The sequence below is a fragment of the Mycobacteriales bacterium genome (genome assembly GCA_036497565.1).
In the GTDB taxonomy this organism is placed as follows: domain Bacteria; phylum Actinomycetota; class Actinomycetes; order Mycobacteriales; family QHCD01; genus DASXJE01.
This window is the reverse complement of sequence record DASXJE010000300.1, coordinates 1-25,647: the sequence shown is the minus strand read 5'-3', so window position 1 is coordinate 25,647 and position 25,647 is coordinate 1. Positions and strand designations below refer to the sequence as shown.

The 25,647-nt window shown below is 72.2% G+C and carries 25 protein-coding genes, 1 rRNA gene and 1 riboswitch; of the genes, 1 reads left to right on the top strand and 25 read right to left on the bottom strand.

Features of this window, described 5'->3' with window-relative positions; translation table 11 throughout:
* The 25 genes from VGH85_23175 to ribD form a co-directional block, all read right to left on the bottom strand.
* Positions 1 to 1,094: ribosomal RNA gene (locus VGH85_23175) — 16S ribosomal RNA — on the bottom strand; the annotation flags it as partial.
* Positions 1,095 to 1,615: 521 nt separating this feature from the next.
* A complete protein-coding gene (tyrS, locus tag VGH85_23170; GenBank protein ID HEY2176723.1) occupies positions 1,616 to 2,851 on the bottom strand; it encodes a tyrosine--tRNA ligase in 1,236 nt (411 codons plus the stop codon).
* A complete protein-coding gene (locus VGH85_23165) occupies positions 2,848 to 3,519 on the bottom strand; it encodes a DNA-3-methyladenine glycosylase (GenBank protein ID HEY2176722.1) in 672 nt (223 codons plus the stop codon). The genes tyrS and VGH85_23165 overlap by 4 nt, the downstream gene beginning before the upstream one ends.
* Positions 3,520 to 3,536: 17 nt before the next feature.
* Positions 3,537 to 4,988 (bottom strand): argininosuccinate lyase, encoded by a 1,452-nt coding sequence (gene argH / locus VGH85_23160; protein HEY2176721.1) that lies wholly within the window; start codon positions 4,986 to 4,988, stop codon positions 3,537 to 3,539.
* Entirely contained in the window at positions 4,981 to 6,225 is a 1,245-nt protein-coding gene (locus tag VGH85_23155; protein HEY2176720.1) for an argininosuccinate synthase, read from the bottom strand. The genes argH and VGH85_23155 overlap by 8 nt, the downstream gene beginning before the upstream one ends.
* Positions 6,222 to 6,755, bottom strand: a complete 534-nt coding sequence (locus VGH85_23150) for an arginine repressor (GenBank protein ID HEY2176719.1) — start codon at positions 6,753 to 6,755, stop codon at positions 6,222 to 6,224. Before VGH85_23150 ends, VGH85_23155 begins: the two co-directional genes overlap by 4 nt.
* Positions 6,752 to 7,675 carry an ornithine carbamoyltransferase gene (gene argF, locus VGH85_23145; protein HEY2176718.1) on the bottom strand — a complete coding sequence of 308 codons (924 nt, stop codon included), beginning with the start codon at positions 7,673 to 7,675 and terminating at the stop codon, positions 6,752 to 6,754. Before argF ends, VGH85_23150 begins: the two co-directional genes overlap by 4 nt.
* Positions 7,675 to 8,862, bottom strand: a complete 1,188-nt coding sequence (locus VGH85_23140) for an acetylornithine transaminase (protein HEY2176717.1) — start codon at positions 8,860 to 8,862, stop codon at positions 7,675 to 7,677. The genes argF and VGH85_23140 overlap by 1 nt, the downstream gene beginning before the upstream one ends.
* Positions 8,859 to 9,752 carry an acetylglutamate kinase gene (gene argB, locus VGH85_23135; GenBank protein ID HEY2176716.1) on the bottom strand — a complete coding sequence of 298 codons (894 nt, stop codon included), beginning with the start codon at positions 9,750 to 9,752 and terminating at the stop codon, positions 8,859 to 8,861. The genes VGH85_23140 and argB overlap by 4 nt, the downstream gene beginning before the upstream one ends.
* Positions 9,749 to 10,900: a bifunctional glutamate N-acetyltransferase/amino-acid acetyltransferase ArgJ gene (gene argJ, locus VGH85_23130; protein ID HEY2176715.1), complete on the bottom strand. Its 1,152-nt coding sequence runs from the start codon at positions 10,898 to 10,900 to the stop codon at positions 9,749 to 9,751. The genes argB and argJ overlap by 4 nt, the downstream gene beginning before the upstream one ends.
* A gap of 16 nt (positions 10,901 to 10,916) precedes the next feature.
* Complete coding sequence (gene argC / locus VGH85_23125; GenBank protein ID HEY2176714.1) at positions 10,917 to 11,930, bottom strand: N-acetyl-gamma-glutamyl-phosphate reductase; 1,014 nt, start codon at positions 11,928 to 11,930, stop codon at positions 10,917 to 10,919.
* Positions 11,931 to 12,080: 150 nt separating this feature from the next.
* Entirely contained in the window at positions 12,081 to 14,591 is a 2,511-nt protein-coding gene (gene pheT, locus VGH85_23120; GenBank protein ID HEY2176713.1) for a phenylalanine--tRNA ligase subunit beta, read from the bottom strand.
* Complete coding sequence (locus VGH85_23115; protein ID HEY2176712.1) at positions 14,591 to 15,658, bottom strand: phenylalanine--tRNA ligase subunit alpha; 1,068 nt, start codon at positions 15,656 to 15,658, stop codon at positions 14,591 to 14,593. The genes pheT and VGH85_23115 overlap by 1 nt, the downstream gene beginning before the upstream one ends.
* A gap of 165 nt (positions 15,659 to 15,823) precedes the next feature.
* A complete protein-coding gene (locus VGH85_23110) occupies positions 15,824 to 16,687 on the bottom strand; it encodes an RNA methyltransferase (GenBank protein HEY2176711.1) in 864 nt (287 codons plus the stop codon).
* 46 nt (positions 16,688 to 16,733) lie between these two features.
* Positions 16,734 to 17,114 (bottom strand): 50S ribosomal protein L20, encoded by a 381-nt coding sequence (rplT, locus tag VGH85_23105; GenBank protein ID HEY2176710.1) that lies wholly within the window; start codon positions 17,112 to 17,114, stop codon positions 16,734 to 16,736.
* A gap of 72 nt (positions 17,115 to 17,186) precedes the next feature.
* Positions 17,187 to 17,381 (bottom strand): 50S ribosomal protein L35, encoded by a 195-nt coding sequence (rpmI, locus tag VGH85_23100; protein ID HEY2176709.1) that lies wholly within the window; start codon positions 17,379 to 17,381, stop codon positions 17,187 to 17,189.
* 95 nt (positions 17,382 to 17,476) lie between these two features.
* A complete protein-coding gene (infC, locus tag VGH85_23095) occupies positions 17,477 to 18,079 on the bottom strand; it encodes a translation initiation factor IF-3 (protein ID HEY2176708.1) in 603 nt (200 codons plus the stop codon).
* 258 nt (positions 18,080 to 18,337) lie between these two features.
* Entirely contained in the window at positions 18,338 to 18,802 is a 465-nt protein-coding gene (locus tag VGH85_23090) for a PH domain-containing protein (protein HEY2176707.1), read from the bottom strand.
* A 4-nt stretch (positions 18,803 to 18,806) separates the two neighbouring features.
* Positions 18,807 to 19,826, bottom strand: coding sequence for a DMT family transporter (locus tag VGH85_23085; protein HEY2176706.1), 1,020 nt, complete (start codon positions 19,824 to 19,826; stop codon positions 18,807 to 18,809).
* A gap of 27 nt (positions 19,827 to 19,853) precedes the next feature.
* Positions 19,854 to 20,729 (bottom strand): ATP phosphoribosyltransferase, encoded by an 876-nt coding sequence (gene hisG / locus VGH85_23080; GenBank protein HEY2176705.1) that lies wholly within the window; start codon positions 20,727 to 20,729, stop codon positions 19,854 to 19,856.
* 40 nt (positions 20,730 to 20,769) lie between these two features.
* The gene (gene ribH / locus VGH85_23075; protein HEY2176704.1) at positions 20,770 to 21,249 is read right to left on the bottom strand and encodes a 6,7-dimethyl-8-ribityllumazine synthase; all 480 of its coding nucleotides are present in this window, start codon (positions 21,247 to 21,249) and stop codon (positions 20,770 to 20,772) included.
* The gene (locus tag VGH85_23070) at positions 21,239 to 22,501 is read right to left on the bottom strand and encodes a bifunctional 3,4-dihydroxy-2-butanone-4-phosphate synthase/GTP cyclohydrolase II (GenBank protein HEY2176703.1); all 1,263 of its coding nucleotides are present in this window, start codon (positions 22,499 to 22,501) and stop codon (positions 21,239 to 21,241) included. The genes ribH and VGH85_23070 overlap by 11 nt, the downstream gene beginning before the upstream one ends.
* On the bottom strand, positions 22,501 to 23,130 hold the full coding sequence (locus VGH85_23065) for a nicotinamide mononucleotide transporter family protein (protein HEY2176702.1): 630 nt from the start codon (positions 23,128 to 23,130) through the stop codon (positions 22,501 to 22,503). Before VGH85_23065 ends, VGH85_23070 begins: the two co-directional genes overlap by 1 nt.
* Positions 23,127 to 23,723, bottom strand: coding sequence for a riboflavin synthase (locus tag VGH85_23060; GenBank protein HEY2176701.1), 597 nt, complete (start codon positions 23,721 to 23,723; stop codon positions 23,127 to 23,129). The genes VGH85_23065 and VGH85_23060 overlap by 4 nt, the downstream gene beginning before the upstream one ends.
* Before the next feature lie 3 nt (positions 23,724 to 23,726).
* Positions 23,727 to 24,725, bottom strand: coding sequence for a bifunctional diaminohydroxyphosphoribosylaminopyrimidine deaminase/5-amino-6-(5-phosphoribosylamino)uracil reductase RibD (ribD, locus tag VGH85_23055; protein HEY2176700.1), 999 nt, complete (start codon positions 24,723 to 24,725; stop codon positions 23,727 to 23,729).
* A gap of 130 nt (positions 24,726 to 24,855) precedes the next feature.
* Positions 24,856 to 24,997, bottom strand: a riboswitch (FMN riboswitch).
* 83 nt (positions 24,998 to 25,080) lie between these two features.
* Here ribD and VGH85_23050 point away from each other — a divergent pair.
* Positions 25,081 to 25,593, top strand: a complete 513-nt coding sequence (locus tag VGH85_23050) for an NUDIX domain-containing protein (GenBank protein ID HEY2176699.1) — start codon at positions 25,081 to 25,083, stop codon at positions 25,591 to 25,593.
* Positions 25,594 to 25,647 lie beyond the last annotated feature (54 nt).

Genomic DNA, 25,647 nt, shown 5'->3' with positions numbered 1-25,647 from the left:
ACGAGGGTTGCGCTCGTTGCGGGACTTAACCCAACATCTCACGACACGAGCTGACGACAGCCATGCACCACCTGTGCGCGGCCCTTGCGGACCCGACATCTCTGCCGGATTTCCGCGCATGTCAAACCCAGGTAAGGTTCTTCGCGTTGCATCGAATTAAGCAACATGCTCCGCCGCTTGTGCGGGCCCCCGTCAATTCCTTTGAGTTTTAGCCTTGCGGCCGTACTCCCCAGGCGGGGCGCTTAATGCGTTAGCTGCGGCACGGAGGCCGTGGAAAGGCCCCCACACCTAGCGCCCAACGTTTACGGCGTGGACTACCAGGGTATCTAATCCTGTTCGCTCCCCACGCTTTCGCTCCTCAGCGTCAGTAGTGGCCCAGAGACCCGCCTTCGCCACCGGTGTTCCTCCTGATATCTGCGCATTTCACCGCTACACCAGGAATTCCAGTCTCCCCTACCACACTCCAGCCTGCTCGTATCGACTGCAGGCCCGGGGTTGAGCCCCGGGTTTTCACAGCCGACGTGACAGGCCGCCTACGAGCTCTTTACGCCCAATAATTCCGGACAACGCTTGCACCCTACGTGTTACCGCGGCTGCTGGCACGTAGTTGGCCGGTGCTTCTTCTGCAGGTACCGTCACTTTCGCTTCGTCCCTGCTGAAAGAGGTTTACAACCCGAAGGCCGTCATCCCTCACGCGGCGTCGCTGCGTCAGGCTTTCGCCCATTGCGCAATATTCCCCACTGCTGCCTCCCGTAGGAGTCTGGGCCGTGTCTCAGTCCCAGTGTGGCCGGTCGCCCTCTCAGGCCGGCTACCCGTCGTTGCCTTGGTGGGCCACTACCTCACCAACAAGCTGATAGGCCGCGGGCCCATCCTCAGCCGATAAATCTTTCCACCACAAGGTGATGCCACCTGTGGTCGTAACCGGTATTAGCCCCGGTTTCCCGGAGTTATCCCAGAGCTGAGGGCAGGTTGCCCACGTGTTACTCACCCGTTCGCCGCTAGGGCACCCTCCCGAAAGAGGGGCCTCGCTCGACTTGCATGTGTTAAGCACGCCGCCAGCGTTCGTCCTGAGCCAGGATCAAACTCTCCGTAGATGTCTATGACTTAACCGCCACCCAGAAACCCGAGTGGACGGAGAAGTGACACACGAAGTGCTGCTCGATGAGCAGCATGATCTGCACCGCCGAGCAACGATCTGCTCGCCGGCATTTCAAAGGAACCATCAGTAAGAGCGGCCGGACGGTGTCCGATCACCCCTATGACGGAGTTGTTGTGCTGGCACTAACTTTCGGCACGCTGTTGAGTTCTCAAGGGACGGACGCGCACCATCAACAGCCTTTCGGCGGTCTCCGGGGCAACTGTTTCAGCCTAAGGGTTCGGGCTCAGGGTGTCAAACCCGGCCCAGACGATCCATATTGGTAGCGATCGACCACCATGGCACGGATGCCATCAGGCTACTGCCTGCCGCCTGAACGCTTTCTCGCAGGTGCTCCGAGTGCCGTTCCTGGCGACGAAGGGAACATTACGGTCTCCGGCCGCGCCAGTCAAATCCGGGCTGGAGGGCGGTCTGCGCCGTCGGTTCGCAGGCTGACGCGCGGGCATAGTCGGGCTTTGTTCAGTCGATCAGCCGGGCCGCGTGCCGGCGACCCACCTGCACCACGCGCCCGACCAGGTCGGCCCGGGGCAGGTCGAGGGTGTCGGGTCCCAGCCGGGTCCCGTCGACGCGCACTGCGCCGTCCGCCAGCTGGCGCCGGGCCTGCGACGTCGAGGGCACCAGGCCGGCCGCACGGAGGACGGCGGGCAGGTGCACCGGGTCGCCGTCGGGCAGCCGGACCTCGGGTACGTCGGTCGGGATCTCCCGCCGCTGGAACACCTGGTTGAACGCGGCCTCGGCCTGCTCCGCGGCCGGGTCGGGGTGGTAGAGCGCGACGATGGCCCGGGCGACCTGCCGTTTGGCGGCGTTCGCCCCGGAGCCGCCCTGGGCGATCGCCCGCTCGATCCCGGCCACCTCGTCCGGGCCGAGGTCGGTCGCGAGGGTCGCGTAGCGCGCGACCAGCGGGTCGGGGATCGACATGAGCTTGCCGAACTGTTCGGCCGCCGGCTCGGCGATCGCGACGTAGTTACCGAGGGACTTGCTCATCTTCTGCACGCCGTCGAGACCCTCGAGCAGGGGCAGGGTCAGCACCACCTGCTGCACCTGGCCGTGGGCCCGCTGCAGGTCCCGGCCGACGAGCAGGTTGTAGGTCTGATCGGTGCCGCCGAGCTCGATGTCGGCCTCGATGGCCACCGAGTCGTAACCCTGCAGGAACGGGTAGAGGAACTCCGACAGCGAGATCGGCTGATGCGCGGCGAAGCGCTTGGCGAAGTCGTCCCGCTCGAGCAGCTGCGCCACGGTGAGCACCGCCGTCTCCCTGACGACATCGGCCAGGGTCATGCCGGCCAGCCACTCGCTGTTGCGCCGTACCTCGATGCGGTCCGGGTCGAGGACCCGCATGAGCTGGTCGAGGTAGGTGGCCGAGTTGGCCTCGGTCTGCGCGGCGGTGAGCTGCCTGCGGGTGATCGACTGCCCGCTCGGGTCACCGACCATCCCGGTGAAGTCGCCGACGACCAGGACGACGAGGTGCCCGAGGTCCTGGAACTGGCGCAGCTTGCGCAGCACCACCGCGTGCCCGATCGTCAGCTCGGTGCCGGACGGGTCGATCCCGTGCTTGACCCGCAGCGGTCGGCCCGCGCGGTCGGCTGCGGCAAGCTTTTCGGCCAGCCCGCCCTCCGGCAGGATCTGCGCGGCTCCGGCGGCGAGCCGACGGTGCGCCTCCTCCAGATGGCTGGGCAGGGCGCTCGGGTCGCTCACACATCCTCCTTCATCGCTGCACCGCCGACTGCCGGGCGACGGACGGTCTGCTCCATCACACCAGCCGGCTCGCTGCCGCGTGACCGCGGGCGGGCCGCCGGACGGTACGCCGTGACCGTCGGCTCGGCCGGCAGCCAGAAGCGCCACGGCCAGTCGGCGGCGGCGCGGATCCCGACCCGCGGTCCGGTGCGCACGGCGCGCTCCCCCACGGAGTCCGGACGATGTACCCGGATCGCACCGCCGGCGGAGCACAGATCCGCGCCGGAGTCGGCACCGGTGAGCCCCAGCACGCCGGCGAGCCGGGCCGGGCCACGGGCCAGGTCGCGGTCGACCCGGGCCGCCGGCCTGCGGCTGCGGGCCAGGTCGCGTCCGGAGACGACTTCACCGGCGCGCAGCAACACCGCGGCCGCCGTCCCGTCGACGTCGCAGACGATGTTGGCGCACCAGTGCATGCCGTAGGTGAAGTAGACGTAGAGGTAGCCCGGCGGGCCGAACATCACCGCCGTACGAGTCGTCGGACCGCGGAAGGCGTGCGACGCCGGGTCACGCAGACCGGCGTATGCCTCGACCTCGGTGAGCCGGACCGCCACGGTGCCGCCGGACGATCGTGCGGTGACCACCGCACCCAGCAGGTCACGGGCGACCCCGAGCACCGGTCGGGCGAGCAACCGCCTGCCGACCCTCCTCAGGTCTGGTCACCCCGCGCCCACGCGGCATGCCCGTGGGCGACGTCCGCCAGCTCCGCCAGTTGCTCGGCGACCCGGTCGGGCGCCGTACCGCCGACCGCCGACCGGGCCTGCAGGGCGCCGGTCACCGTCAGGACAGACCGCACCTCCGGGGTGAGCCGCGAATCGACCTCGGCGAGCTGCTCGTCGCCGACCTCCCACAGCTCGCACCCGTGCTCGTCGCACCAGCGCACCAGTGCGCCGGCGATCTCGTGGGCGTCGCGGAACGACACCCGCTGCCGGACCAGCCACTCGGCGACGTCGGTGGCGAGGGCATGCCCCTCCGGCGCGGACGCGGCGAGCCGATCCACGTCGACCGTCATCGTCGAGACGAGACCGGCGAGGGCGGGCAGGACGAGCAGGAGCTGTTCGACGGTGTCGAAGACCGGCTCCTTGTCCTCCTGCAGATCACGGTCGTACGCGAGCGGAAGGCCCTTCAGCGTCGCCAGCAACCCGGTCAGGTTGCCGATGAGCCGGCCCGACTTTCCGCGGGCCAGCTCCCCGATGTCGGGGTTCTTCTTCTGCGGCATGATCGACGAGCCGGTCGCGTAGGCGTCGTCGAGCGCGATCCACCGGAACTCGCGACTCGCCCAGAGGCAGATCTCCTCGCCGATGCGGGACAGGTGTACGCCGAGCAGCGCGCCGACGAAGAGGAACTCCGCGGCGAAGTCCCGGTCGGACACCGCGTCGATCGAGTTGCCGGCCGGTGCCGCGAAGCCGAGCTCGGCGGCGGTCGCGGCCGGATCCAGCGGCAGCGACGAGCCGGCGAGCGCGCCCGCGCCCAACGGCGACACCGCGGCCCGCCGATCCCAGTCGAGCAGCCGGTCGACGTCACGGGCCAGCGCATGCACGTGCGCGAGCAGGTGGTGGGCGAAGAGCACCGGCTGGGCGTGCTGCAGGTGCGTCATGCCGGGCGCCGGCGCCGTCCGATGCTGCTCGGCCTTGGCCACCAGCGCGGTCTCGAGCTCGGCGACCTGCGCGGCGACCTGGCGGGCGGCGTCGCGGAGGTAGAGCCGGAGGTCGGTCGCCACCTGGTCGTTGCGGCTGCGGCCCGCGCGGAGCTTTCCGCCGAGGGCGCCGAGGCGCTCGAGCAGTCCGCGTTCCAGCGCGGTGTGTACGTCCTCGTCCTCGACGGTCGGACGGAAGTCATTGGTACGGACCGCCTCGTCGAGGTCGTCGAGCGCGCCCAGCATGCGGGCGAGCTCGTCGTCGTCGAGCAGTCCGGCACCGTGCAGCACCCGCGCGTGCGCCCGGGAGGAGGCCAGGTCGTAGGGCGCGAGCCGCCAGTCGAACTGCACCGACAGCGACAACCGGGCCAGCGCGTCCGCCGGGCCGCCGGTGAAGCGACCGCCCCACAGCCGGGCCGACCCGGTGGACGAGCGACTCGCCGCGCCGGTTGGGGTGTCAGCCACCCGCCGGACCTCCCACGTCGCCTCCGCCCGGGGCGGAGAGGCGCTGCTCGCGCTGCGCGGCGATCTTGCTCGGCAGTCCCCACAGTTCGACGAAGCCCTTGGCCAGCCGCTGGTCGAAGGTGTCGCCGGAGTCGTAGGTCGCGAGGCTGTAGTCGTACAGCGACCGCTCGCTGCGCCGGCCGGTGACGACCGCCCGGCCGCCGTGCAGCGTCAGCCGCACGTCGCCGTGCACCTGCTCGTTGGCCGAGTCGATGACGGCGTCCAGGGCCCGCTTGAGCGGGGAGAACCACAGCCCGTCGTAGACCAGCTCGGCCCAGCGCTGGTCGACCGTGCGCTTGAAGCGGGCCAGGTCGCGTTCGACGGTGACGTTCTCGAGTTCCTGGTGCGCGGTGATCAGCGCGACGGCGCCGGGGCACTCGTAGATCTCCCGGCTCTTGATGCCGACCAACCGGTCCTCGACCATGTCGATCCGCCCGATCCCCTGGGCACCGGCGCGGCGGTTGAGCTCCTCGATGGCCTGCAGCATCGTGACCGGGTGACCGTCGATGGCCACCGGCCGACCCTGCTCGAAGGTGATGACCACCTCGTCCGCGGCGCGGGGCACCGACGGGTCGGCGGTGTAGGAGTAGACGTCCTCGGTCGGCGCGTTCCAGATGTCTTCGAGGAAGCCGGTCTCCACCGCCCGCCCCCACACGTTCTGGTCGATGGAGTACGGCGACTTCTTGGTGACGTCGACCGGCAGCCCCTTCTCCTCGGCGAACGCGATCGCCTTGTCGCGGGTCATGCCGGAGTCGCGCACCGGCGCGAGCACGTCGAGATCCGGCGCCAACGCGCCGATGCCGACCTCGAACCGCACCTGGTCGTTGCCCTTTCCGGTGCAGCCGTGGGCGATCGCATCAGCGCCGTAACGGCGGGCAGCCACCACCATGTGCTTGACGATCACCGGGCGGGACAGCGCGGACAGCAGCGGGTAGCGGTCCATGTAGAGCGCGTTGGCCTTGAGCGCGGGCAGGCAGTATTCGTCGGCGTACTCGTCGCGCATGTCGGCGACGACCGCCTCCACCGCCCCGCACTTGAGGGCGCGGTCGCGGATCGCGTCGAGCTCCTCCCCGCCCTGGCCGACGTCACCGGCCACGGCGATGACCTCGGCGCCGGTCTCCGCGGTGATCCAGCCGATCGCGACCGACGTGTCCAGACCGCCTGAGTAGGCGAGGACGACCCGCTTACTGGTACTCACGTGTGCTCCTTCGTGGTTTCTGTTCCCTGAGACAACCGGCGTAGCAGGTCCGCGAGGCCGGCCCCGCCGAGCCGCTCGCGGGCGATGACGAGGACCGTGTCGTCGCCGGCCACCGTGCCCACGACGTCGGGCAGTCCGGCGCGGTCCAGCGCCGAGGCGAGGAAATGCGCGGCGCCGGGCGGCGTACGCATGACGGCGAGGTTGCCGCTGGAGTCGACGGCCACCAACAGTTCGGCGAGACGGCGGGCCAGCAGCGCGGGGGCCGGGCCGGTCAGCGCCCTGATCGGGACGGGTACGCCGTCCTCGGGTACGACGTAGGCCGACGCGCCACCGTCCGGCCCGCGCAGCTTCACCGCGCCGAGCTCCTCCAGGTCGCGGGAGAGCGTCGCCTGCGTCACGGTGACGCCGTCCTCGGCGAGCAGCCGGATCAGCTCGGACTGCGAGCGCACCGGCTGGCGCGCCACGACGTCGACGATGCGGGCGTGCCGGGCCGCCTTGGTCAGCACCGACGCGGCGGTCTTGGTGCTCATGACCGCTCCAGCAGCCAGGTGAGCAGCGCCTTCTGCGCGTGCAGCCGGTTTTCCGCCTCGTCCCACACCGCGCTCGCCGGGCCGTCGATCACCGCCGCCGCGATCTCCTGGCCACGGTAGGCCGGCAGGCAGTGCAGCACGATCGCCTTGTCGGAGGCGCGGGTGAGCGCGGCCTCGTCGAGGGCGTAGGGCACGAACGGATGGGACCGCGCGCCGGTCTCCTTCTCCTGCCCCATCGACACCCAGCAGTCGGCGGCGAGTACGTCGGCGCCGTCGGCGGCCGCCTGCGGATCGCGGACCGCGGCGACGGAGCCGCCGGTCGCGCCCCCGATCTGCTCGGCGGCGGCGAGGATCGCCGGATCCGGCTCGTAACCCTCGGGCGAACCGATCCGGACGTGCATCCCGGCGGACGCGCCGGCCAACAGGTAGCTGTGCGCCATGTTGTTGGCGCCGTCGCCGAGGTAGGTGAGGGTGAGCCCGGCGAGGTACCCGAACCGTTCACGCACGGTCTGCAGGTCGGCGAGCAGCTGGCACGGGTGGAAGGTGTCGGTGAGCGCGTTGACCACCGGTACCCGGCTGACCCGGGCCATCGCCTCGAGCCGGTCCTGGGCGAAGGTCCGCCACACGATCGCAGCGCACTGCCGGTCGAGCACGCGGGTGGTGTCCTCCACCGGTTCGCCGCGGCCGAGTTGGCTCGACTGCGCATCGATGACCAGCGGGTAGCCGCCGAGCTCGGCGATTCCGTTGGCGAACGACACCCGGGTCCGGGTGGACGGCTTGTCGAAGATCACCGCGACCGACCTCGGGCCGGCGAGGGGATGGTGGTCGAAGCGTTCGCGCTTCATGGTGTCGGCGAGATCGAGGACCTCGGTGAGCTCGGTCGGGCTGAGGTCGTCGTCGCGCCGGAAGTGCCGTGGCATCAGGCCGACACCTCCGCCAGCGCGGCGCCCAACGCCGCGACACCCGTGTCGATCTCCTCACGGCTGATGACCAGTGCCGGTGCCAGGCGGACGGCGTCCGGCGCGACCGCGTTGACCAGCGCCCCGTGTTGCCGCGCGGCCGCCTCTACCTCTTTCGCCACCGCCTCGGTCAGCACGACCGCGCGCCACAGCCCGACGCCGCGTACATGGTCGACGAGCGGGTCGTGCAGTGCGGCGACGGCGTCGGCGAGATGGTCGCCGTAGACCCGGGCGGTGTCGAGCAGTCCGTCCTGCTCGATGGTGTCGAGTACGGCGAGGGCCGCGGCGCAGGACACCGGGTTGCCGCCGAACGTCGTGCCGTGGTCGCCCGGCTGCAGCGCGGTACCGGCGGCACCTCGGGCGATGCAGGCACCGATCGGCAGGCCGCCGCCCAGCCCCTTGGCCAGCGTCACGATGTCGGGCGCGACCCCCGGGGCGACCACCTGGTGGCTGAACCATGCGCCGGCCCGCCCGATGCCGCCCTGCACCTCGTCGAGGACGAGAAGCGCACCGGTCCGGTCACACGCCGCACGTGCGGCCTCGAGGTATCCGGCCGGTGCGGGGATGACCCCGGCCTCGCCTAGCACCGGTTCGAGGATCACGGCCGCGGTGTCGTCGGTGACGGCCCGCTGCAGCGCCTCGGCGTCGCCGTAGGGCACGAAGGTCACGTCCGGGAGCAGCGGCGCGAACGGAGCCCGCTTGGCCGGCTGGCCGGTGACCGACAGGGCGCCCAGGGTGCGGCCGTGGAAACCGCCTTCGGCGGCGACGATCTGCACCCGGTCGGCGTGGTGGCGGCGCACGACCTTGATCGCCGCCTCCACCGCCTCGGCGCCGGAGTTGCAGAGGAAGACGCGGGCGTCGGGGCCGCACAGCGCGCTGAGCCGCTCCCCGAGCCGCAACGCCGGCAGGTTGAGGACGAGGTTGGAGGTGTGGGCCAGCGTCGCGACCTGCCGGGTCACCGCGTCGACGACCGCGGGGTGCGAGTGCCCGAGCGCGCTCACGGCGATGCCGGCGTAGAGGTCGACGTATTCGGTGCCGTCGACGTCCCACACGCGGGCGCCCTTGCCACGCTCGAGGGCGAGCGGTGGGGTGCCGTAGTTGTCCATGAAGGCCGCCTGCCAGCGGCCCTGCAGGTCGATTTCACTCATGCGGTCGGCTCCTCGTCGGGCAGGACCATGGTTCCCACTCCCTCGTCGGTGAAGACTTCGAGCAGCAACGCGTGCGGCACGCGGCCGTCGAGGACGTGCGCCTGCGGCACCCCGCCGTGCACCGCGCGCAGGCAGGCCTCCATCTTCGGCACCATCCCGGCGGACAGGGTCGGCAGCAGGTCGGCGAGCTCCTTCGCCCGGATGTCGCTGATGATCTCGTCGGTGGCCGGCCAGTCGGCGTAGAGGCCCTCCACGTCGGTGAGGACGACGAGCTTCTGCGCGTGCAGCGCCGCCGCGAGCGCGGCCGCCGCGGTGTCGGCGTTGACGTTGAACAGTTCGCCGTCACGGCCCCGGGCGACGGTCGCGATGACCGGGATCCGTCCGTCGTCGAGCAGGCTGTGCACCGCGCCGGGGTCGACGTCGACGACGTCGCCCACCGAGCCGAGGTCGACCGGCTCGCCGTCGACGACGGCGGTCCGGCGTTCGGCGGTCAGCAGCCCGGCGTCCTCGCCGGACAGGCCGACGCCGAACGTGCCGTGCGCGTTGACGCCGCCGACCACCTCGCGGTTGACCTGACCGACCAGCACCATGCGCACCACCTGCATGGCCTCCGGCGTGGTGACCCGCAGCCCGGCGCGGAATTCCGAGGCGATGCCCAGCCGGTCGAGGTGCGCGGTGATCTGCGGGCCGCCGCCGTGCACGACGACCGGCCGCAGGCCGGCGTACCGGAGGAAGACGATGTCCTGCGCGAAGGCCTCGCGCAGCGATTCGTCGGCCATCGCGTGGCCGCCGTACTTCACCACGACGACGGCGCCGTGGAACTGCTCGAGCCACGGCAGTGCCTCGACGAGGGTCGCCGCCTTGGCCAGTGCGGTCGCGTGCCGGGTCATGACGGGTACGCCGAATTCTCGCGCACGTAGCCCTCGGTGAGGTCCGTGGTCCAGACCGTGGCCTGCGCCGTACCGGCGTACAGACCTACGTCGATGTCGATGTCCGAGCCGCTGAGGTCCACCAGGCTCCGGTCGTCGCCGGCCGCGCCGGACCGGCACACCTGCACGCCGTTGATGGATACGTCGAGGGCGTCCGGGTCGAAGGTGGCGCTCGTCGTCCCGACCGCTGCCAACACCCGGCCCCAGTTGGGGTCGTTGCCGTAGAGCGCGCATTTCAGCAGCGCGCTGCGGGCCACGGCGCGGCCGACGTCGACCGCCTCCTTTTCAGTGGCGGCGGCGTGGACGGTGATCCCGATCTTCTTCGTCGACCCTTCGACGTCGGCCAGCAACGCCATGACGAGTTGGCGGCAAACCTCCTGCACGGCGGCGGCGAACTCGGCGGTGTCGGGCCGGTGGCCCGATGCGCCGCTGGCGAGCAGCAGCACCGTGTCGTTGGTCGACAGGCAACCGTCGGCGTCGACGCGGTCGAATGTCACCTGGGTGGCCGCGCGCAGCGCAGTGTCCAATGTGGACGGATCGACGTCGGCGTCGGTGGTCAGCACGCACAGCATGGTGGCCAGCGCGGGCGCCAGCATCCCGGCGCCCTTCGCCATCCCGCCAACGGTCCAGCCGTCGCCGTCGACCTGTGCCGTCTTGGCCACCGTGTCGGTCGTCATGATCGCATGGGCGGCGTCGTCGGCACCGTCGCGGGAGAGCGCGCCGGCGGCCTTGCCGACGCCGGCCAGCAGGGCGTCGATCGGCAGCCGTACGCCGATCAGGCCGGTGGAGCAGACGGCGACGTCGAGCGCACCGATTCCGAGCACGTCGGCGGCCTGCTCGGCGGTGACATGCGTGTCGGCGAAGCCGTCCGGACCGGTGCACGCGTTGGCACCGCCGGAGTTGAGGACGACCGCGCGCAGCCGGCCGGTCGTGAGCACCTGCTGCGACCAGAGCACCGGCGCGGCCTTGACCCGGTTGGCGGTGAAGACGCCGGCGGCGGCGTCGGACGGCCCGTCGTTGACGACGAGCGCGAGGTCGAGCGCCCCCGAGGTCTTCAGCCCGGCGGCGATTCCGGCAGCGCGGAACCCGGCCGCGGCGGTGACACTCACTCCGCTGCTCCGATTCTCACGGGGCGACGCCGTTGGCGGACAGCCCGGCGGTCTCGGGCAGACCGAGCACGAGGTTGGCGTTCTGCACGGCCTGACCGGCCGCGCCCTTCCCGAGGTTGTCGATCGCCGACGCGACGACGACGCGTCCCGAGTCGATGTCCACAGTGGACTGCAGCTGGCAGGAGTTGGAACCGGAGGTCGCCGCGGTGTGCGGCCACCGGCCCTCGGCGAGCAGGTGGACGAAGGGTTCGTCGTCGTAGGCCTGCTGCAAGGCGGCGCGGACCTGCGCGTCGTCCACTCCCGGACGCGGACGCGCGGAGACCGAGGCGAAGATGCCCCGCGGCATCGGCGCCAGCACCGGCGTCATCGTCAAAGACCGGGCGCCGCTCGCCTGCTTGATCTCGGGCACGTGCTGGTGGCAGCCGACCTTGTACGGCGACAGATCACCCATCACCTCACTGCCGAGCAGGTGCGCCTTGCTCCCGCGCCCGGCGCCCGACGTACCCGATGCGGCGACGACCACGACGTCGTCGGGCTCGACCAGGCCGGCCGCGATGAGCGGCGCGAGGGCCAGGATGACCGAGACGGCGTAACACCCGGTGTTGGCGACCCGGGTGGAGTCCGCGATGCGTGCGCGCTGGCCGGGCAGCTCCGGCAGTCCGTAGGTCCATGCCCCGGCGTGCGGACCCGGGTAGTAGGCCGACCAGGCGTCGGCGTCGGTCAGCCGGTGGTCGGCGCCGAGGTCGACGATGCGTACGTCGGGCGGCAGCGCACCGGCCAGCGCGGCCGACTCGCCGTGCGGCAGCGCCAGGAAGACGACGTCGGCCGCGGCGAGGGCGTCGGGCGTGGTATCCGCCAGCACCCGGTCGGCGAGTGCGGGCAGCTGCGGGTGGATGGTGCCGAGGGTCTGGCCGGCCTGGGAGTGCGCCGTCACCGGGCCGAGTTCGAACTCCGGGTGCCCCTCGATCAGCCGCAGCAGCTCACCACCGGCGTACCCGCTGGCACCGGCGACCGCGACCCTGACACCCATGCGGAAGATTATTCACTAGCCCGGGTTCCTATGCAAAACGAGTTCCCGTAACCAGGCGTCCCATTCCGCCTGAACGTGACGTTGATGCGGCTAGAGCGCTTGAACGTGACGTTCAAGCGGAATCGGGCGCCCGAGTGGAGCGGGGAGGGGTCAGGTGCGCAGGACGGCGCGGGTACGGCGTGCGGCCTCGGCGACCGCTTCGTCGCGCAGGGCGGTCGCCTCCTCCGCGGTGAGGGTGTGATCCGGAGCCCGGAACCGCAGCGTGTAGGCGAGGCTCTTGCGGCCCTCCCCCACCTGCGCGCCGGAGAAGACGTCGAAGAGCCGCACGTCCTCGAGCAGTTCGCCCGCGCCGGCCCGCAGCGCGGCCTCGACCTGCGCGGCGGGGACGTCGGCGTCGACGACCAGCGCCACGTCGCGGGTGGCAGGTGGGTAGGGCGACACCCGCGGCGCCGACGGTTCGTCGACGGCGGCGTCGAGCGCCGCGCCCAAGTCGATCTCGGCGGCGACGGTGCGCGCGGGCAACTCCAGCGCCTCGCACACCGCCGGGTGCAGTTCGCCGGCGTATCCCACGACCAGCTCCCCGTCCGGCGTGCCGACGACGAGCGCGGCGCACCGGCCCGGGTGCCACGGAGCCCGGTTCGCGGCGCGTACGTCGCTGCGGGCACCGGCCGCCGAGACGGCCAGCCGGGCCACGTCGACGGCGTCGGCCCAGGACGCCGCCCGCCCCGGACCCCACCAGCCGGCCGGTTCGACCCGGCCGGTGAGGGCGACGGCGAGATGCTCGCGCTGGATCGGCAGCGCCGCGTCGAGGGCGGCGAGTTCGGCCGGGTCCGGCCGACGGGCACCCGCCAGCACCGGAGCCGGCGGCCGTCCGCCCTCGGGTTCGGAGAAGACCGTCCCGGTCTCGAACAACGCGAGTTCCTCGGCGCCGCGGCCGAGGTTGCGGACCAGGGTGGCGAGCAGTCCCGGCAGCAGCGTCGACCGCAGGTAGGGCTGCTCGGCCGAGATGGGGTTGGCGATCCGGACCAGCCGGCGCCGCGGGTCGTCCGCGGGCAGCCGCAGCGCGTCGAACACCTCCGCCGACTGGAACGACACCGACGGGGTCTCGACGTAGCCGTGGTCGGCGACCCCGCGGGACACCGAGCGACGGCGCCGCTGGCGGGAGGTCAGGCCGTGCCCGGCGGCGGCGCGCGGGAGCACCGGCGGGATCGCGTCGTAACCCTCCAGCCGGGCGACCTCTTCGGCGAGGTCGGGCAGCTCGACGAGATCCGGCCGCCAGGGCGGCGCGGCGACCTCGAGTACGGCGCCACCGTCGCTGACCACGCAGCCGACCTGCGTGAGGCGGCGGGTGACGACCTCGGTCGGGTAGGGCACACCGACGAGCCGGCCGATGCCGGCCGGGTCGACCCGGATCGGCTCGACCGCCGGTACGGCGCCGACGTCGGTGATGACGTCCTCGGCGCTGCCGCCGCCGTACTCGACGAGCAGCCGGGTCGCGAGCTCGATGGCCGCCGGCGGCAGCTGCGGGTCGACGCCGCGCTCGAACCGCCGGCCGGCTTCGGAGAGCAGTGCGTGCCGGCGGACGGATCGGCTGGTGACCCGCGGGCCGAAGTGGGCGGCCTCGAGCAGCAGTTCGGTGGTGGCCGCCGACACCTCGCTGTCGGCGCCACCCATCACCCCGGCGATGCCCTGCACGCGCTTCGCGTCGGTGATCAGCAGGTCGGCGCCGACCGCCAGGTCGCGCTGCACCCCGTCGAGCGTGGTCAGCGTGTCGCCGGCCGCCGCCCGGCGCACGGTGATCGGCTCGGCGAGCCGGGCCCGGTCGTAGGCGTGCATCGGCTGTCCGAGCAGCAGCATCACATAGTTGGTGACGTCGACGGCCAACGAGATCGGCCGCATCCCGGACTTCGCCAGCCGGGCCTGCAGCCACAGGGGACTCGGCGCCACCGGGTCGAAACCGTGGATCACCCGGGCGCAGAAGCGGTCGCACGCGCCGTCGCGCACGACGTCGTCGGCCAGCCGCACCGGGAAGCCGTCGCCGGCCGGGGGCAGTGGCTCGACGCGCGCCGGGTCGACGTACGGCGTGTCCGTGAGCGCGGCGAGCTCGCGGCCGAGTCCGCGGACGGACAGCTGGTAGCCGCGGTCCGGGGTCGGCTCGGTGACGAGCACGGCGTCGTGCAGACCGAGCAGGGCGACCGCGTCGGCACCGATCGGTGCCTCCGGTGGGAGGACGAGGATGCCGGTGTGGTCATCGCCGAGGCCGAGCTCGGCGGCGGAGCAGATCATCCCGTCGGACAGGTGCCCGTAGGTCTTGCGGGAGCCGATCCGGATCCCGCCGGGGAGTACGGCGCCCGGGGTCGCCACGACGACCCGGTCGCCGACCGCGAAGTTGGTGGCGCCGCACACGATGCTGCGCACCGCATCCGGGGTGTCCGATGTGGACAGTCGCACGAGGCAGTGCCGGATCGGTTTCGAGAATTCGGTCAGCTCCTCGAGCTGCTCCACCTCCCCGACGACCAGACCGTCGACATCGACGGGGCCGGTGACGTGGATCTCCTCGACCTCCACCCCGGCACGGGTCAGCCGGTCGGCGACCTCGGCCGCCGGCTCGTCGCGCAGCGCCGGGACGGCCTCGATCAACCAGGACAGCGGGACCCGCATTACGCCTCCAGACCGAAGTGCCGGGTGAACCGGACGTCGCCCTCGGCGAACTCGCGGAGGTCGGCGACCCCGTGCCGCACCATCACGGTCCGGTCGATCCCCATCCCGAACGCGAAGCCGGTGTAGACCTCGGGGTCGATGCCGGCGGCGCGCAGCACGTTGGGGTGCACCATTCCGCAGCCACCCCACTCGACCCACTGCGGGCCGCCCTTGGCCTGCGGGTGCCAGAGATCGGCCTCGGCGCTCGGCTCGGTGAACGGGAAGTAGTGCGGCCGCAGCCGGGTGCGGGCCTCGTCGCCGAACATCCCCTGCGCGAGCCGGTCGAGCGTTCCGCGCAGGTGCCCCATGGTCAGCCCGCGGTCGACCGCGAGTCCCTCGAGCTGGGCGAAGACCGGCAGGTGGGTGGCGTCGAACGGGTCGTCCCGGTAGGTGCGACCGGGTACGACGACGTAGACCGGCGGCTCACGGGTGAGCAGGCTGCGCAGTTGCACCGGCGAGGTGTGGGTGCGCAACACCACGCCGTTCTCGGGCGGGTCGAGGAAAAGGGTGTCGTGCAGGCCGCGGGCCGGGTGGTCGCGGAGGAAGTTCAGGCCGTCGAAGTTGAACCACTCGGTCTCGGCCTCCGGACCCTCGGCGACCTCGTAGCCCATCGCGACGAAGATGTCGGCCATCCGCTCGGACCCGGTGGTCACCGGGTGCCGGGCCCCGACCGGACGGCGGCCGGTCGGCAGGGTGACGTCGACCGCCTCCTCGCGCAGCACCCGCTGCTCACGCTCGGCGGTCAGCGCGGCGCGGCGCGCGTCGAAGGCGGCCTGCACCGCGGTACGCGCCTCGTTCACATGGCGGCCGGCGTCCTTGCGTGCCTGCGGCGGCAGGGCACCGATCTCGCGCCGGGCGAGCAGGACCGGCGACCGGTCGCCGAGGTGCGGCGCCTTCAGTGCGGTGAGCTGGTCGAGGTCGGCGGCGTCGGCGAAGGCCTTCTCGGCCGCGGCGACCGCGCCGGACAGCGCCGCCGGTTCGAGCGCGGCGACCTGTTTCGGGTCGTATGGATCGTTGACACCTGACATGGCTGGATCGCTCCCGTGGGCCGGCTCCGGTAGGGCGCCCACGGCGCCGGCTACGGAGTCTATTGACTGGGCCCGAGCGGCTCGGCCGCAGCCCGACGGGGCAACTGCCGCGTCAGCGACCGGCCCCGGCGGGCCGGCAGAATCGCTGGGTGGCGGTCATGGCCGTCAGCCTATGCCTTGCCCGGTCGCGGCGCCGCCGGGATTCCGCCCGCGCTGCGCCCGCGCGGAGGCGTAGAGGCAGACCGCGGCGGCGGCGGCGAGATTCAGGCTCTCGGCCCGGCCATGGATCGGCACCCGCACCCGGCGGTCGGCGCCGGCCGCGACGTCGTCCGGCAGGCCGTGCGCCTCGTTGCCGAACAGCCAGGCGGTCGGCGCCGCGAGCCCGCCGGCGTCGGCGAGGTCGTCGAGGTCACACTCCCCCGACGCGTCCGCGGCGAGCACCTGCAGCCCGTTCGCGCGGGCCGTCTCGACCGTGTTCCGGGCCGTCACGTCGCGTACGACGGTCAGATGGAAGAGGCTTCCGGCGCAGGACCGGACGCACTTGCCGTTGTAGGGGTCGACCACGTCACCGGCGAAGATCACCGCGTCCGCGCCGGCCGCGTCCGCGCAGCGCAGCACGGTGCCGGCGTTGCCGGGGTCGCGGACCTCGACCAGCCCGGCGACCAGCCGCGGCGTGGCGGAGAACGCCTGGGCGAGCGGTACGTCGACCACGGCGCACACCGCGACCAGGCCCTGCGGGTGAGCGGTGTCGGCCAGCCCGGCGAGCGCCCGGTCGGTCGCCCGGGAGACCCGGGTCCCCGATTCGCGCGCGGCGTCGACGATGCCGGACTGGCGGGCCAGGGCGGCGTCGGTGCCGAAGATCTCCCGCACGACGCCGGGTCGACCGGCCGCCATGGCGACCGCCTCACGGACCCCCTGCGGACCTTCGACCAGGAATGCGCCGGCCCGCTCGCGCCCGACCCGTCGGGTCAGCGCCCGCGCGGCGGCGACCCGTGGGGTCCGGTCGGTGACCGGTTGATCGGTGTTCACCTCGGCTGCGGTGTCCGGCGCCGGGCCGGCGGCTGTCGCCGGTGGCTCAGGCCGCGGAGTCGGCGGCGGTCGCCGGCAGTGCGGCGCGGGCGGTCTCCACCAGAGCGGCGAAGGCCACCTCGTCGGTCACGGCGAGGTCGGCGAGGACCTTGCGGTCCACCTCGACACCGGCGGCCCGCAGGCCCTGCATGAATCGGTTGTAGGTCATCCCGTTCGCCCGGCTCGCGGCGTTGATCCGGGTGATCCACAGCCGGCGGAAGTCGCCCTTGCGGACCTTGCGGTCGCGATAGGAGTAGGTCGCGGAGTGGAGCAGTTGCTCCTTCGCCTTGCGGTAGAGGCGCGAACGCTGGCCGCGGTAGCCGCTGGCCGCTTCGAGCGTCGTACGGCGCTTCTTCTGGGCATTGATCGCCCGCTTCACGCGTGCCACGGGTGCACCTGCTTCTCATCTCGCGCCGGCCGGAGCCGGCGGGGGGTCATCGGATCTGGGGGGATGTCGGGGTCAGCGGCCGAGCAGCCGGCGCAGCGTCTTGCGGTCGGACGGTGCGACCTCGACGACTCCGGTCAGCCGGCGGGTGTGCCGGGAGGACTTCTTCTCCAGCTTGTGCCGGAGTCCGGCCTGCTGGCGGAGCAGCTTGCCGCGCGCGCTCACCTTGACCCGCTTGGCGGCGCCACTGTGGGTCTTGTTCTTGGGCATGCTTCGCTCTCTGGTCGGCCGAGCGACATCGGCTCGGATCGGCACCGACCGGCCCCTGCGGGCTCGGCCGGTCGGTCAGTCAGTCGGTCAGTCTGTCAGGCCCGGGTCGTCGCGGGCGCCTCGGTCTCGGTGCTCGGCGTGGACCTGACCCGGGTGGTCTTCGGCGCGTTCTTGTGCGGGGCCATCACCATGATCATGTTGCGGCCGTCCTGCTTCGGCGCGGACTCGACGAAACCGAGCTCGTCGACGTCCTCGGCGAGGCGCTGCAGCAGCCGGAAGCCCAGCTCGGGCCGGGACTGCTCACGTCCGCGGAACATGATCGTGATCTTGACCTTGTCGCCCGCCTTGAGGAACCGCTCGACGTGCCCCTTCTTGGTGGCGTAGTCGTGCGGGTCGATCTTGGGGCGGAGCTTCATCTCCTTGATGACCGTGAGGCTCTGGTTACGCCGAGCCTCCCGCGCCTTCTGCGCGCTCTCGTACTTGAACTTGCCGTAGTCCATGAGCTTGCAGACCGGCGGGCGGGCCATCGGTGCGACCTCGACCAGGTCGAGATCGGATTCACGCGCCAACCGCAGGGCGTCGTCGATACGGACGATGCCGACCTGTTCACCCTCAGGTCCGACAAGCCGGACCTCGGGCACACGGATGCGGTCGTTGATACGGGGTTCGACGCTGATGGGGCCTCCTCGAGACGGTATGTACCGGAGCGTCCGGACGTCCGCAGGCCCTCATCGATCGATATCGTTAATACGTCGATATCGACGAAGGCCCCGCGAACGTGAGCTCGCGGGGCCCGCTCTCGACCGGCCGCCGTCGGAGCGATCCGACGACGAGCACTCCGGGTGTTCCCCGGAGCTGAACCGGACCCGTCCACCGGAGGCGGCGCGGGTGGGAGCGGGGCTCCACTTGCTTCCCTCCACCGAGGTGGAGGCGGTCGCAGCACTCAGGTTACCAGTTCACGCAGAGGGCCGGGGATGGCCGGCGGCCGCCTGTGCGTGCAGCGCACGCAGGCCGGTGAGCGCGTCGACGGCCCGCGGCCCGTCGATGGCCTGCACGGCGACGAGCGCGAGCACGTCGCCGTCGACGAGCTCCAGTGATGCCCACCAGGCCTTGTCCTCGAACCGCACGGCGGTGACGAGCGACCACGGCACGGTGTGCGAGCCGAGGATGTTGCGTACCCACAGCTGCCCGGCGTCGGCCCGCACCCGGGGCCGGGCGAAGACCATGATGCCGGCCGCGATCAGGACACCGAGCAGGAAAACGGCCACCTGGTCGGAGAAGTGGAAGTGGCGCCCGTCCGGCACGGTGCGCAGCAGCACCGCACCGACCGTGCAGGCCACTACGACGACCGCGGACGCCGCCAGGCACCAGCGGCGCAGCCGCTCGGGCCGCACCCGCAGCACCGCCCGCTCGTCGGTCACGGCTTCAGTGTGCAGCCCGGTCCGGCGCCGGGCGCCGGGGGACCCACCCGGCGATCGCGACGGCGACGAAGGTCAGCAGCACGCCGAGGATGACGCTGGCGGTGAGTGTGCGGTGCGCGGCGGGAGTGACGACGTCGAGGATCACCGCCGTGGTGAGCTGGCCCGCGATGACGCCGAGCCCGAGCCGGAGTACGCCGAGCCGGCGTACCGCCAGGACCGCCGTCAGCACGGTGCCGACCCCGAGCAGGCCACCGATGTAGAGCCACCAGTGGACCGGCCACGCGTGCAGGGGCGCTCCGTCGACGATCACCACGACCGCGACCGCGACGGCCAGTCCGATCGTCCCGACCACGAAGTTGATCCCGGCCGGGGCGAACGGGTCGCGGGCGACCCGCTGCAGGGAGCCGTTGAGGGCCTGCTGGATCGCACTCAGCACGCCGATTCCGGCGGCGGCCACGACGAGCCACGGCGCCGTGACGTCACCGGCCCCGTGCGACAACTCGCTCACGGCGACCGCGACGAGGGCAAGCAGGCCGCCGGCGACGCGCAACCCGGTGACCGGCCGACGTCCGCCCGGCCCCAACCCGATCTTGTCGACGGCCAGTCCTCCGCTGGTCTGGCCGGCGACGATGCCGACGGTGAACACCGCGACACCGAGGGTCGGCACGATCAGCGTCGCGCCGCCGACCAGCACCGAACCGCACAGCCCGCCCAGATACCGCCACCAGGGCAGCCCGGAGCGCAGGGTCCGGACCAGTGCCGCGCGGGTGCCGCGGCGCAGCACGAAGACGATGGTGAGAGCGGTCAGCCCGACGCTGTTCGAGACGAGGGCGGCGACCAGCGGCTGGCCGAGGTCCGCGCCGAGCTGCGCGTTGATGCGCGACTGGGTCGCGATCAGCACCCCGCCGAACAGCGCCAGCCCGAGCGCGACCGGAGTCGCGATGTCGGCCTTCTCATGAGCCGGCCCGGCGCGATCGGGAGCGGGGTCCGGCGCGATCCGGCGTACCGGATCCCGCTTGATCATGAAGGGGCGTCGGTGTCGGACACGGCCTCAGTCGACGATCTTGCCGATCGGCAGTTCGAGGATGTCGAACGCACCGGCGGCCTTGAGCGCGGGGATCAGCTCGTTGATCCCGGTCTTGGGGACCACGGCCTCGACCGCGGAGTGCACCCCCGACGCGAGCGGCATCAACGTCGGCGACCCGGCCGACGGGATGATCTCGAGCACCTTGGGCAGGTCGGCCTCGGCGACGTTGAGCTTGAGCAGCACCCGCCCGCGGGCCCGGATCGCGCTGCGCAGCAGCAACGCGACGTCGTCCATCGCGGCGCGCTTGGCCGGGTCGGCGTAGGACGCCCTGTTGGCGACCAGCTCGGTGTAGCTGGTCAGCAGGGTGTCGATGATCTTCAGCCCGGCCCGGCGCAGCGACGAGCCGGTCTCGGTGAGATCGACGATGGCGTCGACGATGTCGGGCACCTTCGCCTCGGTGGCTCCGTGCGACGGTACGACGACGGCCTTCACGCCGAGGTCGGCGAAGTAGCGGCGGGTCAGCTCCGGGAACTCGGTCGACACCCGCACGCCGTCGGGGAGTTCCGCGGCGTGCTGGGCCGGGTGCGACTGCGGCACGGCGACGACGATCTTCACCGGCTTGGCGGTGGCCCGGCTGTACTGCAACTCGCCGAGGCTGACCGGGTCGGAGCCGGTCTCGGCGATCCAGTCGCGGCCGGTGATCCCGAGGTCGAAGAGGCCCTGCTCGACGTAGACCGGGATCTCCTGCGGGCGCAGGAACCGGACCCGGTCGATGCGCGGGTCGTCGATGGAGGCGTGGTAGTCGCGGTCGGTGCCGCGGCGGACGGTGAGGTCGGCTGCGGCGAAGAGTTCGAGGGTCGCCTTCTCCAGCGATCCCTTGGGCAGCACGAGCGAGAGCACGCGCGAGATTCCTCTCGGTGAGACGGACGGGGCGGCGGTCTCAGCCGCGATGTCGGAGCTCGCGCAGCGTCTGCGCAGTCTCGAGCGCAGCCACCGTCGCCTCCCAGCCCTTGTCCTCGCTACTGTCGCGCCCGCCGTACCGCTCGAGCGCCTGCTCCACGGTGTCACACGTGAGGACTCCGTTACCGATCGGGGTCGACTCGTCGAGCGCGACCCGGGTGAGACCGTCGGTGACGGCCTGGCAGACGTAGTCGAAGTGCGGCGTACCGCCGCGGATCACGACCCCGAGGGCGACGACCGCGTCGCACCGGCGGGCGAGCTCCTGCGCCACCACCGACAGCTCGACCGACCCGGCGACCCGGACGACCAGCGGCTCGGCGACCCCGCACTTGGCGGCGCAGTCCACGGAGCGTTCGAGCAGCTGGTCGACGATGTCGGCGTGCCACCGGGTGGCGACGATCCCCAGCGTGAGCCCGGCGGCGTCCACTGTGGACAGCTCGGGCCGCCCCTCACCGCTCACCGCGCACCCCCGCCCCGTCCCCGGTCACCTCGGGGTGCGGCAGGCCGGGCAGGTCGTGGCCCATCCGGTCGCGTTTGGTGGTCAGGTAACGCAGGTTCTCCGGGTTGTGGTGCACCGGCAGGCTGACCCGGCCGACGATCGCCAGCCCGTAACCCTCGAGCCCGGCGCGCTTGTCGGGGTTGTTGGTCAGCAACCGCATGGTGTGTACGCCGAGGTCGAGCAGGATCTGTGCGCCGGTGCCATAGTCACGCGCGTCGGCGGGCAGCCCCAGCTCGGTGTTGGCGTCGACCGTGTCGTGCCCGGAGTCCTGCAGCTGGTAGGCCTGCAGCTTGTGCATCAGTCCGATGCCGCGACCCTCGTGCCCCCGCACGTAGAGCACCACCCCGCGGCCCTCGGCCGCGACGGCGGCGAGCGCGGCGTTCAACTGCGGCCCGCAGTCGCAGCGCAGCGAACCGAACACGTCACCGGTAAGGCATTCGGAGTGCACCCGGACCAGCACGTCCTGCCCGTCGCCGATGTCGCCCTTGATCAGCGCGATGTGCTCGCGGTCGTCGACCGTGCTGCGGTAGCCGGTGGCCCGGAAATCGCCGTAACGGGTGGGGATCCGGGCGACGGCGACGGCCTGCACCTGCTTCTCGAACCGGCGCCGGTAGGCGATCAGGTCGGCCACCGTGACCATCGCGAGGTCGTGGCGATCGGCGAACTCGGTCAGCGCCGGCAGCCGCTGCATCGAGCCGTCGTCGTTGACCAGCTCGCAGACGACGCCGGCCGGACGCAGCCCGGCCAGGCGGGCCAGGTCGACCGCGGCCTCGGTGTGCCCGGCGCGGCGTAGCACTCCGCCCTCGGCCGCCCGCAGCGGGAAGACGTGGCCGGGCCGGGACAGGTCGCCCGATCCGGTGTCGGGGTTGGCGAGGGTCCGGATGGTGTGGGCGCGTTCGGCCGCCGAGATCCCGGTCGTCGTACCCTCGCGGGCGTCGACCGAGACGGTGTACGCCGTCTTCTTCCGGTCCTGATTCGTGTGGTACATCGGCGGCAGCTCGAGCCGGTCGCAGTCCTCGCCGGCCAGCGGCACGCACACGACGCCGCTGGTGTGCCGGATCGTGAAGCCCAGCAGCTGCGGGGTGGCCTTCTCGGCGGCGAAGACGAGGTCGCCCTCGTTCTCCCGGTCCGCGTCGTCGACGACGACCACCGCGTGTCCGGCGGAGATCTCGGCGACGGCCCGCTCGACCCTCGCGGCGGCTTCTTCGGTCATCACGCACTCACCCCGATCTGCCGGGACCGGATGGTCCAGTCACGGATCCCCAACAGGCACATGGCGAGGAACACGCCGTAGACGGCGCCGCTGACCACCAGTCCGTGGCTGACCGCCAGCGGTACGCCGACGACGTCGACGAGCACCCACACGATCCAGAACTCCACCCAGCCCCGGGCCTGGGCGAACGTCGCCGCCAGGCTGCCGATGAAGATGTAGGCGTCGGGCAGCGGCGCGAAGGACGCGTTGGTCGCCGACAGCAGCCAGGCGAAGGCCAGCGTGCCGATGGCGAGCGCGCCGACCAGCACGATCCGCTCGCGCATGGTGGCGAACCGGACCGGAACGTCGGAGGTCTTGGCGATCCCGCGCCGCCAGCGCCACCAGCCGTAGCCGGCCATCACGCCGAGCGCGACCTGCCGGGCGGCGTTGCCGCCGAGGTGCACGCTGACGTTGGCGCCGAAGAGCAGGATGCAGCTCGCGATCTGCACCGGCCAGGTCAGCATGTGCCGGCGTAGCGCGAACGCGACGGTCGCCAGCGCGCAGATGTTGCCGAGCAGGTCGGACCATCTCACCGCCTGCGAGCCGACGGTGAACGCGACCGCGTTGGCCCAGCCGAACCAGCCGCTCATGCCGGCCTCCCGACGAGCAGTCGTTCGACGTATTTCGCCAGCACATCGACCTCCAGGTTGACCGGGTCGCCGGGTTGTCTCCGGCCGAGCGTGGTCCGGGCGAGCGTGGTCGGGATCAGCCCGACCGTGAAGTCCTCGTCGGTGACCTCGACGACGGTCAGGCTCACGCCGTCGACCGCGATCGAGCCCTTCTCCGCGACGTAGCGCGAAAGCCCGTCGGGCAGCCGGATCCGCACCGATTCCCACGCGCTGCCCGGGGTGCGGGATTCGATCCGGCCGGTGCCGTCGACGTGACCCTGCACGATGTGGCCGCCGAGCCGGCCGCCGGCCGGAACGGACCGCTCGAGGTTGACCGGATCACCCGGGGCGAGCTCGGCGAGTGACGACCGGTTGAGGGTCTCGGCCATCACATCGGCGCGGAACACGTCGTGGTCGGTGTCGATGACGGTCAGGCACACGCCGTTGACCGAGATCGAGTCGCCGTCGTGCACGTCGGCGGTCACGAGCGGGGCGCGTACGGCGAGTACGCCGGCGTCGGCCGACCGGGACAGGCCGGTGACCTCCCCGAGCTCCTCGACGATTCCGGTGAACACGGGCTAGGCCTCCCGGGTAGGTCGGGCGATGATGCGGACGTCCGGGCCCACCTGGGCCACGGTGTCGATGTCGAGGGCCAACGCCCCGGCGAGCGTGTCGATTCCGGCGCCGGCCAGCACCGGCGGCCCGCCGGCGAGCAGCTTCGGGGCGACGTAGCCGACCACCCGGTCGACGAGTCCGGCCGCGACGAACGCGCCGGCGAGCGTGGCGCCGCCCTCGAGGAGGGCGCTGCGCGCGCCGCGGTCGTAGAGGGACGCGAGCACGCGCGCGGGAGCCTCGGTGGTCAGCAGGGTCGGGGCGGCGTCGTCGCGGACCCGGGCGCCGGCCGGCGTACGCCCGGAGCGGTCGAAGACCACCCGCAGCGGCTGCCGGCCGACCGGCTCGCCGTCCGGCCCGCGGACCGTCAGCTGCGGGTCGTCGGCGAGCACGGTGCCGACACCGACCAGGACGGCGTCGCTGTCCGCGCGCAGCTGGTGCACCTGCGCGCGGGCCATCGGGCCGGTGATCCACCGGCTGGTGCCGTCCGGTGCGGCGGTGCGCCCGTCGAGGGTGGCGGCGTACTTCCAGGTGACGAAGACACGGCCGTGGCGTACGGCGAACAGCCACGCCTCCAGTGCGCCCCGCGCGGCCTCGTCGGCGAGCAGGCCGGCCTCCACCGCGACGCCGGCGGCGCGCAGATCTCCTGCTCCCCCGCCGGCCGCCGGATCGGGGTCGTCGACGGCGTAGACGACGCGGGTGATTCCGGCCTCCACGAGAGCCCGGGTGCACGGCCCGGTCCGCCCGACGTGGCGGCAGGGTTCGAGGGTGACGACCGCGGTGGCCCCACGCGCCCGGGAACCGGCCTCGCGCAGCGCGACGATCTCGGCGTGCGGCCCGCCGGCGGGCGCGGTCGCGCCTTCGCCGACGACCCGACCGGACTCATCGAGCAGGACGCAGCCGACCGGCGGATTGGGGCTCGTCCGGCCGAGCGCGGAGCGCCCGAGCGCCAACGCGCGCCGCATCGCGGCTTCGACCGGAGCGCTCACCCTCGTGTCCTCCCTGGCGTGCCGTTACACACACCAGGTGCTGAGGGGAAGACGCGGGCGCACGCGGACCTGCCGCGTGCCACGGCGCAGGCGGACCGGCGCCGACCCGCGCGCTGCCTCCCATCCGGACTTTCACCGTCGGTCCCGGAATTCCACCGGGTCCACCGCACGCCGACCCCGGTGGGGCGACGGGCGGGTCGCGGACTGTTACCGCCGGTTCGGACTTTCACCGATCCCGGAGCGCGCGAACTGCACTGTCGCTCTCCAGTGTGACACTCCAGCCGCGGGCACGCGAGAACCGGTGCGGTGAACTCATGCAAAACTGGCCGGAATGGATGAGTTGGTGGCCTGCTATGACCCGGCCGACGCCGACGGGCGGACCGTCGGCACGGCGCCGCGGTCCCGGATACGCGCGGAGAACATCCCGCACGGCGCGACGGCCGTCCTGGTCCGGGATCCGGCCGGCCGGGTCTACGTGCACCGGCGTACCGAGACCAAGGACATCTACCCCGGCCGCCACGACTGCTTCGCCGGTGGCGTGGTGCTCGCCGGGGAGCGCCCCGACGACGCCGCGGCCCGCGAACTCGCCGAGGAGCTGGGGATCAGCGGCGTACCGCTCGAGCCGTCGTTCCGGTTCTGGTACGCCGACGGCAACACCCACTACCTCGCGTTCGTCTACGCGACGACCTGGGACGGGCCGGTCGTACATCAGCCGGAAGAGGTGGCCGCCGGCGGCTGGATGGCGGTCCCGGAGTTGCTGGAGCGGCTCGCCGATCCGAGCTGGGCGTTCGTCCCGGACGGGCGGGTCGCGGTGGCCGAATGCCGCCGCCGCGGCCTGCTCTGACCGCTCTCCCCCGCCGCCGCCGCCCCCCTTTCAGCCCTCCGTTTCCGCCCCCCG

Bases quoted from the DNA above. Each gene is read 5' to 3' on its own strand.
- VGH85_23150 (HEY2176719.1), bottom strand. From the start codon at position 6,755: ATGAGCACCAAGACCGCCGCGTCGGTGCTGACCAAGGCGGCCCGGCAC.
- argF (HEY2176718.1), bottom strand. From the start codon at position 7,675: ATGCCACGGCACTTCCGGCGCGACGACGACCTCAGCCCGACCGAGCTC.
- VGH85_23140 (HEY2176717.1), bottom strand. From the start codon at position 8,862: ATGAGTGAAATCGACCTGCAGGGCCGCTGGCAGGCGGCCTTCATGGAC.
- argB (HEY2176716.1), bottom strand. From the start codon at position 9,752: ATGACCCGGCACGCGACCGCACTGGCCAAGGCGGCGACCCTCGTCGAG.
- argC (HEY2176714.1), bottom strand. From the start codon at position 11,930: ATGGGTGTCAGGGTCGCGGTCGCCGGTGCCAGCGGGTACGCCGGTGGT.
- pheT (HEY2176713.1), bottom strand. From the start codon at position 14,591: ATGCGGGTCCCGCTGTCCTGGTTGATCGAGGCCGTCCCGGCGCTGCGC.
- VGH85_23115 (HEY2176712.1), bottom strand. From the start codon at position 15,658: ATGTCAGGTGTCAACGATCCATACGACCCGAAACAGGTCGCCGCGCTC.
- rpmI (HEY2176709.1), bottom strand. From the start codon at position 17,381: ATGCCCAAGAACAAGACCCACAGTGGCGCCGCCAAGCGGGTCAAGGTG.
- VGH85_23085 (HEY2176706.1), bottom strand. From the start codon at position 19,826: ATGATCAAGCGGGATCCGGTACGCCGGATCGCGCCGGACCCCGCTCCC.
- VGH85_23070 (HEY2176703.1), bottom strand. From the start codon at position 22,501: ATGACCGAAGAAGCCGCCGCGAGGGTCGAGCGGGCCGTCGCCGAGATC.
- VGH85_23065 (HEY2176702.1), bottom strand. From the start codon at position 23,130: ATGAGCGGCTGGTTCGGCTGGGCCAACGCGGTCGCGTTCACCGTCGGC.
- ribD (HEY2176700.1), bottom strand. From the start codon at position 24,725: ATGCGGCGCGCGTTGGCGCTCGGGCGCTCCGCGCTCGGCCGGACGAGC.
- VGH85_23050 (HEY2176699.1), top strand. From the start codon at position 25,081: ATGGATGAGTTGGTGGCCTGCTATGACCCGGCCGACGCCGACGGGCGG.